The following is a 12,063-nucleotide window of genomic DNA, read 5'->3' on the forward strand; positions in this document are numbered from 1 at the left end:
ATGGAGACTATAACTTTTGATTGAGTAGACATGAGCATATACACTGCTGCTATCCTCAGTTATTATTTGTACTCACTAGGCTTTATTATTCGCTAACAATTAACCATCATCATGATGATTTGAATTTATTCATAATCAGTAATTAACGAAATCTGAGTATTAAAATGCAGCAAAAATTACAGCCAATAGTTAAAGAACTGGTGTTAGTTGGTGGGGGTCATAGCCACGCTATTGTTATGAAAATGTTCGGGATGAAACCGTTACCCGGAGTCCGTTTAACCTTGATTACCGCAGCATCAGAGACAGCCTACTCTGGAATGTTACCAGGACATATTGCCGGATTTTATAGCCACGATGAATGCCATATTGACTTGCGACCCTTGGCGAACTTTGCTCAAGCACAGTTGTATATTGACACAGTAGTTGCCCTAGACTTGGAAAACAACAAAGTTCTTTGTGCTAACGGACTTGCGGTAGATTTTGATGTGCTGTCTGTTGATATTGGCAGCACTCCGTCTACAATATCTGTATCAGGTGCGGCAGAATATGCGATCGCAGCTAAACCAGTATCGCAGCTATTAGAGCATTGGCATGAACTAATTGCAGCCGTAAGTAAAAAACCTCAAGAACCAATTAGTATTGCGATCACAGGTGGAGGTGCAGGCGGTGTAGAATTGGCGCTATCGATGCAATCTTATTTACATCGGATTTTGCATCAAGCTCAACAACCTATTCAAAACCTAGAAATTCATTTATTTCAGCGTGGACAAGAACTGATGCCCAATTACTATCAATCAGTGCGGCATCAACTTCAGCAAATTTTAACTGAGCGAGGTATTAAACTCCATCTTGGAGAAACTGTGTGTAAAATTGCACCCATAACATCCAGGGAAACTCAAGAAGTATTTGAAATTAAATGTGAATCTGGGTTGAAAGTAGAATGCAATAAAATCTTTTGGGTAACACAAGCATCAGCGCCTAACTGGTTAAAAAACGCTGGACTAGGAACTGATGAGCAAGGTTTTATTTTGGTAGAAGACACGTTGCAATCTCAAACCCACCCGCAGGTATTTGCCTCTGGTGACATTGCCACAATGATAAATCATCCGCGTCCAAAAGCTGGGGTATTTGCTGTTAGACAAGGTAAACCTTTGTTTGATAATTTGCAGCGAATTTTATTAGGCAAGCCGCTCAAACCTTATAGACCACAGAAACAATATTTGAGTTTAATTGGTACAGGAGACAAACGAGCCATAGCCACACGAGGTATCATCACCTTACCACCCCACAAACTATTGTGGCGTTACAAAAATTGGATTGACCGCCGCTTCATGAAAGGACTGGGGACTAGTACCGCAAGGCGGAATTAAAAATTAAAAATTAAAAATTAAAAATGAATACAGTATAAGGGTTTCGTTGATTTGGAATGGTTGGTTTATTTCCGTCGTGTTGTACTAGGGACTTGGGGAGATGAGGGAGATGAGGAAGATTAATTAAACTAAGTGTTTTCCCAATCCCCAATCCCCAATCCCCAATCCCCAATCCCATCATCTAAGCTGTTCAATTAGCTCAATAATTTGTTGATAATACTGGATATTCCCTTCTTGGTAATACAAGTCTGCGGATTTCTGGAAATCGGTAATTGCTCCCTCAGAGTCTCCCAGATTTCTGTAGACATCTGCCCGAAGAATGTAAGCTGAAGCCCAATTAGGCTGACGCTGTAAGGCTTGGTTTAAGTCTGCAAGCGCTCCTTGTAAGTCTCCCAACAGAGAACGGCTACGACCGCGATTGTACCAGTCTTCGGCAAAGCTGGGGTCGATCGCGATCGCTCGACTGTAATCTTCTATTGCCCCTTGATATTCTTCTAGGGCATAGCGAGCATTAGCGCGATCGCTGTAAAATGCAGCAGATTGGGGATTGATTTGCAAAGCTTGGGTGTAATCTGCGATCGCACTTTCATAAGCTTCTAAAGCATAATGGGTTGAACCTCGGTTGTAATATGCTTCAATTAAATTAGGATTAATTTGTAATGCTTGGTTATAATCGGCGATCGCTCCTTGTTCATCCCCCAAAAGACGACGAGCATTTCCGCGATTGCAATAGGCTTGGGAAAATTCAGGGACAAGCTCTATGGCTTGAGTGTTATCATCAATTGCACCCTGTAAATCTTGCAGAGCTTCACGGGCAATACTCCGACCATAATAAGCTGCGGCTAAGTTATCATTAATCTGTAATGCTCGATCATAATCTTTAATTGCGCCTTTATGATCTCCTAAAGAACGACGAGCCGCCGCGCGATCACAATATCCTTCTGCTAAATTAGGATTGAGTTGTAATAGGCGATTGCTATCTTCAATTGCACCTTGATAATCTCCCAATCGGCGACGAGCATTTGCCCGGAAGCCGTATACTAAAGCTAGAGTCGGATTTTCTTGTAATGCTTGGTCATAATCTGCGATCGCACCCTGATAATCTTCAAGAGTACTACGAACCAAACCGCGCTCAGAATAAGCTTGCACATCATCAGGATTCAGCTTTAATGCTTGGTTAAAGTCTTCAATTGCTTCATGATAGTTTTTGAGGTGAGCAAGCACAAGACCCCGATTATAGTACGCTCCAGCAAAGTTGGGGTTGATTTTTAGGGCGTGGTTGTAATCGGCGATCGCACTTTGATAATTTGCTAGGGCGTAGTGAGCATTACCTCGATTATGATAAGCTTCTGCCAAGTTAGGATCTAATTGTAATGCTTGGTTATGGTCAGTGATCGCTTCCTGATAATTTCCTAAAATCTGGTGAATATTGCCCCGATTGCTGTAGGCTGCGGCAAAATGGGGATGCCATTGTAAAGCTTGTTGAAAATCTGCGATTGCCCCTTGACGATCGCCACGTTCAAAAAGAGTTACCCCCCGATTATGATAAGCATTGGCAATATCAATATTGATATTATCAGCTAATTGGGTACTCATTTCTATAGTTTGGATATAATCTGCGATCGCTTTGTCGTAGTTTTCTAAAGCAAAGTAGGCATTTCCCCGGCTGTGGTAGGATTGGGCCAGATTGGGATCTAATTGTAATGCCTGATTATGGTCAGCGATCGCACTTTGATAATCGGCTAAAAAGTAACGAGCATTAGCCCGATTGCAATAGGCTGTGGCAAAATTGGCATTGATTTCGACTGCGCGATTGAAGTTGGCGATCGCACTGCGATAATCTTGGAGTTGACCACTTAAAATCAGTCCTCGATTATGATAAGCTTCGGCATAGTCAGGATTTAGCTTGATTGCTTGGGTGTAAGCTGCGATCGCTGCTTGATAATCTCCTTGCGAATTGTGTTTTAATCCTTGGTTGAAAAAATCTTCAGCATTCATATAGTTTTTTTGGCTTTTGACATTCTCTAGCCTAAAGCATCGGGATTGTTAACGATATGTTTTGAAAATCATTCCAACTACTATTTTGTTTGTTGCTAGGATTTTTGTTTCAATTTTGTGAACGGGTTTCATTTATGTGAAAGTTCAATTTCGTCTGGTCAGTCTTAATGACTTGGTTGTTTCAATCCCGTTGCTAGGAATCATTGTTGCTATCGAAGAGTATGAGAAGATATGGGAAAAATTATCATCAGATGAAAACAGTAAAAATTAATAAAACCTCTCTTACTGTTTGTGGAGTTCAGTTAAATGTGAGCAGCTACTTTTTGCCTTAAAGGAGTGCCCATATCTTAGTCACCTCGGTAGATGCGTTAACCAGATTTACTTATCTTTACATAGATTAGTTTTTTCGCACCGACTTACTTATTTTGGTTAGATTGATCAAGTTTTCCCAATAAGAAAAAACTAAGATTTACTTTTATCTGCTTCTTTCTGCGCCGCCTCACTGTATTTCTTATATAGTTGAGTCCGAATTTTAGCTTCCTGATAACGGCTGTGGTTTTGTGGCACTGTACTCATTAAATCTGAAGCCCGTTGCCACTTAGCAGCTATCTCTAACCACTGAGTTGAGGTTGTGGCTGTTTTACCAGATGCAGAAGCTTGGTTGGCAATTCGCACAGATATTGAGAATGGGTCATCAGATGCCTCAGAAAGGCTATTATTAGAAGCAGCGGATGGTGTTTGGGCTTTCCTCTCGTTAGTATTTTTTGTGGTTAAAGATTTGGAAGTTTCTAGTTGCATTAGGTTTTTCAGTTGATTACCTAACTGGGCATAAACAACCCAACTAAGCAACAACAAGGAGCATAAACCAGCCGCTACTAATATCTTTGTTTGTTGAGGTTTATTTTTGTATTTTTCTTTGTTAATAAGTACTAAAGGACGAGAGACTGAAGTTTTAGGAAAATTTGGTTTTCCTAGTTCAGCTTGAGCTTCTGTGAAATCTTTAATTAGTTGCTTTACAATATTGGGCTGAATTAACGTAATTTCCTGTGACCAAAGCAATTGGTTTTCGCGATCGCTATCTATTTCCTTTAACCACAGTAATTGTTGTTCTCGAACAATCCGACTGTTGATATTGACTCGGCGAATATGACGCGGGGCAATGGACTCCAGAATTTGGTGGACTTGTTCGACGAGGGGAGATTGCTCAAGTTGCTCTATCCTGGCCGCCTCGCACAGAAGTTGTAAGACACCATCAGAAAAAATAGCTCTAGTTCTGACACCAGATTTAGCTAGCTTTTCATTCAATAGCTGAATAATCGCCGCAACGCTACCTTGGTGGGCTTGCCAAGCGATATCGTTTATTCGATCTACCATCTGAAATTTAGTGATAGCTCTTCCACCCTGACTGATTAACGTACTCATTAATTTAGGGACTCTTTTCTACTGACCTTGATCTTGTCTTCGATTTTACGAGTAAAAAGATGAGTTGCCAAATAAAATCATAAATATACAGCCTTCCTTTTCGCTTGGGTAAGGACACTCGATCGCGCTCAGTTAATTGGACACTCCCACGCCTTGAAAGCGTAGAATTTCTCGGCTGAAACTGCACTTTCAGGGTAACGCCCATGCTGGCAGACAAGCTACCTGTTTGACATAGTACATTATCATGTCTTTTAGCGATCGCCTTTACTCAGATTGAGGTAGGTGAATACACTCTGCGATAGTCCGAATCACCCACCAAAAGCGATCGCAAATTTATGGCTAGATAGTATAGCGTTTCCCGAACTAGCGAAGTACACGTGTAGGGGCACGGGAGCAAAGGAGAGGATCTCCTGCCTAATCTCCAAAAATATTGTTCAAATACCAAACAAAATAGCTTTATCGGGATACTTTTGTGAGTAATTCTTGATTTTTTTGCTTTTTTGTCAGAATGGCAATACTAAATAGCACAGCGATCGTTACATTAGAAGATATATAAATAAAAATCATTGTTGATTTTTATTCGTTCGCAGTTCACACAAAACCATGAGTGCAAGTACCATTATTTTCCAAAATCCCTTACTCCAAGGCACTGGTTTACCTCCCTTTGCAGAGATTAAACCAGAACGAGTAGTACCAGCCTTTAATCAGTTGCTAGCAGAACTTGACCAGCAGCTTGCCACCTTAGAGACTAATGTACAGCCTACTTGGAGTGGTTTAGTAGAACCCTTAGAAAAGCTGACAGAACGGCTTACCTGGAGTTGGGGGGCGGTAAATCATTTAATGGGTGTTAAAAATAGCCCGGAACTGCGCGAAGCTCATGAAATCGTCCAGCCACTAGTCGTACAATTTATCAACAAGCTTGGTCAAAGCCAGCCCATCTACAATGCTTTTAAAGCACTCCGTAGCAGTGATAGTTGGACAACATTAGAATTAGCCCAACAGCGCATTGTAGAAGCTGCCATTCGAGATGCAGAACTTTCTGGTGTTGGCTTAGAAGGAGAAGCAAGAGAGCGTTTCAACACCATTCAGATGGAGTTGGCAGAACTTTCGACCAAATTCTCTAACCATGTACTTGATGCCACCAAAGCCTTTAGCTTAACCCTGACAACAAAAGCGGAAATTGACGGTTTACCTCCAAGTTTGGTGAGTTTAGCCGCCCAAGTTGCTCGTGCGGCGGGAGAAGAAAAGGCCACACCAGAAAAAGGCCCCTGGCGCATTACTTTAGACTTCCCCAGTTTCGGCCCTTTCATGCAGCACAGCACCCGTCGAGATTGGCGTGAAAAGCTCTACAAAGCTCATATCACCCGCGCTTCTAATGGTGATTTAGATAACAACCCGTTAATTGTGCGTATTTTGGAGTTACGGCAAGAACTCGCAGATTTACTTGGCTTTAAGAGTTATGCCGAGTTGAGCCTTGCAAGTAAAATGGCTCCTAATGTTGAGGCAGTAGAAGCACTATTAGAAGAACTACGTCAGGCTAGTTATAATGCTGCTGTCAAAGACTTAAAAGAACTTCAAGCTTTCGCCGCATCACATGGAGAAGAATATCAAGATTTAAAACATTGGGACATCAGCTTTTGGGCAGAACGCCAACGAGAAGCAAAATTTGCCTTTACTGCTGAAGAATTACGTCCCTATTTTCCCCTTCCCCAAGTGTTAGATGGCTTGTTTGGACTTGTCAAGCGGCTGTTTGGCGTCACTGTCACCCCTGCTGATGGTCAAGCCCCAGTGTGGCATGAAGATGTCCGTTATTTCCAAATAGCTGATGAAACTGGTTCTCCCATAGCCTACTTCTACTTAGATCCTTATAGCCGTCCAGCAGAAAAACGCGGTGGTGCTTGGATGGATGTGTGCATCAATCGCGCCAAAATCACTGAAAATGGTGCAACTGGCATTCGCTTGCCTGTGACTTATTTGATATGTAACCAAACTCCCCCGGTAGATGGCAAGCCGAGTTTGATGACTTTCTATGAAGTAGAAACTTTGTTCCACGAGTTTGGTCATGGATTGCATCACATGCTCACCAAGGTTGACTATGCTGGAGCCGCAGGCATCAATAATGTGGAATGGGATGCAGTGGAACTACCCAGTCAGTTTATGGAAAACTGGTGTTATGAGCGACCCACTTTGTTTGGCATGGCGAAACATTACGAAACTGGGGAAGCCCTACCGGAGCATTATTATCAAAAGCTGCTAGCGGCGCGTAATTATATGAGTGGTACTGCTATGTTACGGCAGATTCACTTTAGCAATATTGATTTAGAACTACACTACCGCTATCGTTCTGGTAGTGATGAAACTCCGGCAGATGTGCGTCATCGCATAGCCAAGACTACTACTATTTTACCACCACTTCCAGAAGATTCCATGCTATGTGCTTTTGGACACATCTTTGAGGGTGGTTATGCAGCAGGGTACTACAGTTACAAGTGGGCTGAGGTACTGAGCGCTGATGCTTTCGCCGCTTTTGAAGAAGCTGGGCTTGAAGATGAGGAAGCGATAAAAGCTACGGGTGGGCGTTATCGGGATACGGTGCTGGCCCTCGGTGGTGGTAAGCATCCAATGGAGGTGTTTAAAACTTTCCGGGGTCGTGAACCAAGTACGATCGCTTTGCTCAGGCACAATGGTTTAGTGAGTGCTGTTAGCGGATAGCTAAGGTTTAGCCCGTGCTGAGTGAGGAATCTCAGTTCTTTCCTCGGAACTCAGAACTATTTTGCCCTATGCCCTCGCTGTTTTTTATGGAGTTTTACTCAGCCCTCAGTACTTTTAACTGGGGACTGCTGGGTGTTTCCAAGAGAAGCGGTTTTGTTGCAATATCATTCAAGCGGATGCTGCCTAGCAAATTCCGCCACTCTGCTTGCAGTGCCGCATCTTGAGGATTTTTTTGACGCAGTTCAGCTAGCGTCGTCAGTGCCTCGTACCATATCCCCTTTTGGGCATACACAGCATAGCGCTTTAGAGGTTCTGTGGTTTGTAGCTCTTTGACTGTGGCTGGATTCAGTTCGACTCGTTGTATTACCCCTTCAACGAAAGTCGGGGGCGAATTCTTTTCCTTGTCACAGCTAATAGTGAAAAACCAGCGGTATTGTTTGTCTACTACTAAAGCGGGAGTAGTGGTAGGTAGAGAAACGCGGATCACTCCTGGCTTATCTGGTAGAGCGATCGCTTTTCGGTAAATCTCCTTAGAGTCCTTAGAGTTAGGATATTCTTGCAGCACAAATTCAACTGCATAGAGCGAATCTTTGGTATATGGCACATAGAAAAACCAACTTGGGTGTTCTACCGTTGTCTGTGCCCAGACATTGATCACTGAGTTATCTTCCTCAGTAAAGGGCACTAAAGCAGTCAGGTCAGGTTTAGAAACTGGACATCCAGCCAATTCCCCGCGCCTCGCTCCACCACGAACGCGACCTCCAGGAGGGGGGCCAGGTGGAAGTGTGGGTTGATTATAGGTTGTGGCTTGAGCCAGGGTCGTTTTAGGATGAGAGCGTAGGCGTAGCCTGCCGTAGGCATCGCTACGTGAAGAACCAAGAGTTGGTTTCCCTAGTACTGGAGTCAGGCTAACTACTAAACTTGTACAGCTAAAAACTACTACGAAAAACAGTTTTATCGGTTGTGAATTTGAATTCATAAAAACCTTACCTCATCCGATTTTAGATTTTAGATTTTAGATTTTAAATTGGGCATTAGTTATTCTCCCTCACTCCCGCACTTCTGTTTTTGAATTATAAATTGACATCAAGCCCACCATAGCTACCAGTGATAAAGCCGACGGTACAAACGGCACCCAAGCACCCGAAATTAACAGACCAAGGCAAACTACATACAAAACGCTAGAGGTAACACCGACTGCTAACACCAACCAGGGTAACGAAAGCTTGTGCCAAGCCAGGACTCCCCCCACCAACGACCAGCCCAAAATCCAGACTACCTCAACCCACAGTGACCAAGCCCGTAGCAACGGCCGCCCATCCTGGACTGCACCGAGAATCTGACTGACCATCTGAGCCTGGACTAACACTCCTGGCATTTGCTCATCTAAGGGAACGCCATAGGGTGTCGGCCAAGTATCTGGAGAATCCCCCTTTGCCACCACACCAATCAGAACAATTCGGTCTTTAATAGCGCTGGGGTTAATCGGACTAGATAAAAATTGCGTTAGCTTCACCTGTTGGGCTATCTCTTTTGAGGAACGATAGTTGAGTAAGATTTGACCACCATTAGCATCAATATTTTGATAGCCGCCAGTCCGAGACTCCAGTTTCGGAAAAATAGTCTTACCCAGCTGCAAATTTCCTTTAGGGGTGAACTTTGGTTGGATTCCTGAAGGGTGCAGATAGAGGAATGCTAGTTGTAAACTGAAGGAATATGGAGCAGAACACAACGATGTCGGCTCTTGGTTCATGAACAGAAGATGCCGACGGATGACTCCATCGCGATCGTGAATAAAGTCACTGAATCCCAAGTTGCCTGGGGGGATTTCTGGCGGTGGCTTAATGCCTTTGATATTTCCTGTGCTATCACTCCCCTTGCATACACCAACCAAGTTCTGAGTTTTCTGGAGACGAGTAATTAAATCTGGCTCTTTGGTCTGAAAATCACGGTAGACATCCAAGCCGATCGCACGGGGTTGGTATTGATTCAGTTTTGCCAGGAGTTTGTTGAGAGATTTTTCGGAAATGGAAGCTCCAATCAAGGACTCGTTATTTTCTCTTTGAGTCGCCAAATCATCATCGTCAATTGTGATTACCAATAGTCGGGGATCAATTCCCTCTGGAGGGCGCGATCGCATCATTAGGTCAAAGGCTTGAATCTCTGGATTTTCCAGCAATCCCAGCAATCTCACCCCACAAACTAAGCCTGTAATCGCCAAACTGGATAACAAAGTTGTCCGAAATCTGCGTCTGGTAGACAAAGCTAAATCCGGTTTAGTTTTGGTAGACCTCAATTCATCCCAAGTGGGTGGTATCTGCGCTGGATTTTGGCAAATCACTGGTAGCCAAGTCGCACAGGGAAATCGATCCTCAAGTCCTTGCAAGCGTTCCCGCGCTTGGCGTACCGCTTGATATAAAGACTCGCCACCGGAAAAGCCTTGGAGAAAATACTTTAAAAACTCCTTAGCAACTTGGTCTGGGACGGGTTCGCGCATGACGATCATCTGAGGAATTTGCAAATCAGCCAATTCTCGTGCCAATCCCAATCCATCACAAGAGTTGAATATAGCTAATTGCAAGCCGTTTTCAATGGCTTTCTTGAGAGCGTACTTTAATTCGCCAATGGTAAGACTATCAGTTTTATTCAGGTAAATTCGTCCGCTTTCTCCATTTCTGTGACTAGAACTGTGCCCAGCAAAGAAAAGAATATCCCAGTTTTTTCCCCAGAGATGCTCAGTCAAGTCCTTACGCTGTGGTTCTACCAGAAAGCTAACCTCTGCGTTACTACACTGTTGCAGTAAAGCTTGATCGGCTTGGGTGTCAATCCCCTTACTATTGCCCACAATTGCCAAAATGTTGACTAATTGGTTTAAAGTGCGTGGCTTGTGAATGCGATCGTAGGATGGTGAAGAAAGGGCAATTTCAGCCTTGGGGTAGCGTTCTAATAAGTCCCACAGATGCCAGGGTAATAGCTGCAATTGGCTATTTTCTGTTTGCAAAATTACTCGTATTTCTTCCGTGGACGACAATCTTTCTAACCATTTTTCCCTTAAAGGGCGAAACTCTTCTGCTCGCAGCCAGGTATTAAAACGTGCCCGCAAAATATGGGAAGTGTTTTCGCAGTCTTGAATCATCGATACATTCGTCACCTGCATTTGGTCAGCATGGAGGCGATAACGATTGCCTATCTGCCGATAACTAGACTGCCAATGACTATAGTAGAGCGGCATTTCCGGGAATGCAGGTAACTTCCCCGCGATTTCTGTTGCAGCCCGCTTGTCTTCTTCACCAATTTGGAGGGTGACAGCAAACCCCTGTTCAAAACTACCCTCTCCGAATTTCATCACCACTAACTTACCCATGACCGTCGCTATCTCCCTGTGCAAAACCATCCCCTGTTTTAATGTCTCATAACAAGCTCCACAAGCATTTACAGACTTTTTCCTAAATCCCTAAAAGCAGGCTTGAATTTTTAATCTTTAATTTTTAATTAACCAATTACCACTTAATAAATTACCGGCAAAGAGGGAGGATAGCTACATCTTTCAAATTCGGAAGTGTTCGGTAATGCTGATATTATCTAAGGCCACCCTAACGCTAAATTGCTCTGTGGGTTCACCACGAAACTGTAACTGAATATAGTTGTCTGATTTTCTAGATTGAGCGGAGAGAAATACTGCTCCCGAACTATCTAGAACGGTGAGATGAACTCCTGACGGCAAGTAGATTTGATTCCCAGTGGCGTGTAATTGGAGATGAATACTAGTTTCTTGATTCTTTTCGGGGCTGATTTCTACAATCAACATGACTGGTTGGTTGAGAATTTGGATGCCCAAATCAATCAGTTTTGCCCGTTTAGTAATTGATTCTGGTTGATTGAGAGTATTTAGTTCCAAAGTTTCAGTACTGCGAAACGCATAATTTGGTCTGAGTTCCGGTACATTCCACAGGGATTCAATAGTCTGCCAGCCAGTCTCAAATATGCCAGCAAACCACTGACTCAAATTTACCAACGAGGTGAGTGGAGATTCCCGCAGTTGCCACAGGTGGTCGATAAACGCTTCCAATGGTTGCAGTTTACTTAAAGGCAGTGTTTCAGTTGCGACACTAGGGATAAAACCAAGTAGCCTTGCTTCTTGAAGTGATTCATCAAATTGAACTACTAAATAACCCACCCGTTCTTCCCAAGTTTCTGGAGGAATGGAACATATCCGCTGATGCAGATGGACAGGGCGACACTCCAAACGACCAATTGAGGGTATCTCTAAGTCAGCTACATTCCCACAAAGGCGCATGATGGGGTTCCAACTGTCACTAGCTTGAAGATCAGTAGGAATATCCATCATCTGCAAGTAATCATTCACCACCCATACAGCCAGAGTATTCAGCCGGACTTGCTCTGCTTTTTCAGGATTTGGCTGCTGGTTAGCAAATTGCTGGGCAGTTATGCGAGCTGTTTGGGAAATCGGCAATGTTAAAGCGAAATCGTCTAGCTGATAGGTGGAGTTATTCATAAATCAATCCCTAGTGATCAATGCTGCTATGTACATATCACCTGC

Annotated in this window: 7 protein-coding genes; 2 read left to right on the forward strand and 5 right to left on the reverse strand. The window is 43.5% G+C overall.

Annotated elements, in window-relative coordinates; translation table 11 throughout:
• Nucleotides 1-164 precede the first annotated feature (164 nt).
• Complete coding sequence (locus HWQ44_RS24310) at nucleotides 165-1,370, forward strand: FAD-dependent oxidoreductase (protein ID WP_292724133.1); 1,206 nt, start codon at nucleotides 165-167, stop codon at nucleotides 1,368-1,370.
• A 177-nt stretch (nucleotides 1,371-1,547) separates the two neighbouring features.
• Here HWQ44_RS24310 and HWQ44_RS24315 read toward each other — a convergent pair whose 3' ends face one another.
• Nucleotides 1,548-3,368 carry a tetratricopeptide repeat protein gene (locus HWQ44_RS24315; protein WP_292724136.1) on the reverse strand — a complete coding sequence of 607 codons (1,821 nt, stop codon included), beginning with the start codon at nucleotides 3,366-3,368 and terminating at the stop codon, nucleotides 1,548-1,550.
• Nucleotides 3,369-3,830: 462 nt separating this feature from the next.
• Nucleotides 3,831-4,742, reverse strand: coding sequence for a hypothetical protein (locus tag HWQ44_RS24320; RefSeq protein ID WP_292724139.1), 912 nt, complete (start codon nucleotides 4,740-4,742; stop codon nucleotides 3,831-3,833).
• Nucleotides 4,743-5,393: 651 nt separating this feature from the next.
• On the opposite strand from HWQ44_RS24320, the gene HWQ44_RS24325 reads away from it, so the two are divergent.
• Nucleotides 5,394-7,502 (forward strand): M3 family metallopeptidase, encoded by a 2,109-nt coding sequence (locus HWQ44_RS24325; RefSeq protein WP_292724141.1) that lies wholly within the window; start codon nucleotides 5,394-5,396, stop codon nucleotides 7,500-7,502.
• 94 nt (nucleotides 7,503-7,596) lie between these two features.
• Here HWQ44_RS24325 and HWQ44_RS24330 read toward each other — a convergent pair whose 3' ends face one another.
• The 3 genes from HWQ44_RS24330 to HWQ44_RS24340 form a co-directional block, all read right to left on the reverse strand.
• The gene (locus HWQ44_RS24330) at nucleotides 7,597-8,481 is read right to left on the reverse strand and encodes a DUF928 domain-containing protein (protein ID WP_292724143.1); all 885 of its coding nucleotides are present in this window, start codon (nucleotides 8,479-8,481) and stop codon (nucleotides 7,597-7,599) included.
• 69 nt (nucleotides 8,482-8,550) lie between these two features.
• The gene (locus tag HWQ44_RS24335; protein WP_292724145.1) at nucleotides 8,551-10,866 is read right to left on the reverse strand and encodes a CHASE2 domain-containing protein; all 2,316 of its coding nucleotides are present in this window, start codon (nucleotides 10,864-10,866) and stop codon (nucleotides 8,551-8,553) included.
• Nucleotides 10,867-11,049: 183 nt separating this feature from the next.
• Nucleotides 11,050-12,018 (reverse strand): DUF1822 family protein, encoded by a 969-nt coding sequence (locus HWQ44_RS24340; protein WP_292724147.1) that lies wholly within the window; start codon nucleotides 12,016-12,018, stop codon nucleotides 11,050-11,052.
• Nucleotides 12,019-12,063: the final 45 nt, after the last annotated feature.

It is taken from the genome of Nostoc sp. JL34 (assembly GCF_017114945.1).
In the GTDB taxonomy this organism is placed as follows: domain Bacteria; phylum Cyanobacteriota; class Cyanobacteriia; order Cyanobacteriales; family Nostocaceae; genus Nostoc.

What these genes read in the sequence shown, in the direction of transcription:
- HWQ44_RS24325 (WP_292724141.1), top strand. Translation starts at nt 5,394, where the DNA reads ATGAGTGCAAGTACCATTATTTTCCAAAATCCCTTACTCCAAGGCACT.
- HWQ44_RS24340 (WP_292724147.1), bottom strand. Translation starts at nt 12,018, where the DNA reads ATGAATAACTCCACCTATCAGCTAGACGATTTCGCTTTAACATTGCCG.
- HWQ44_RS24315 (WP_292724136.1), bottom strand. Translation starts at nt 3,368, where the DNA reads ATGAATGCTGAAGATTTTTTCAACCAAGGATTAAAACACAATTCGCAA.
- HWQ44_RS24310 (WP_292724133.1), top strand. Translation starts at nt 165, where the DNA reads ATGCAGCAAAAATTACAGCCAATAGTTAAAGAACTGGTGTTAGTTGGT.
- HWQ44_RS24320 (WP_292724139.1), bottom strand. Translation starts at nt 4,742, where the DNA reads ATGGTAGATCGAATAAACGATATCGCTTGGCAAGCCCACCAAGGTAGC.
- HWQ44_RS24335 (WP_292724145.1), bottom strand. Translation starts at nt 10,866, where the DNA reads ATGGGTAAGTTAGTGGTGATGAAATTCGGAGAGGGTAGTTTTGAACAG.
- HWQ44_RS24330 (WP_292724143.1), bottom strand. Translation starts at nt 8,481, where the DNA reads ATGAATTCAAATTCACAACCGATAAAACTGTTTTTCGTAGTAGTTTTT.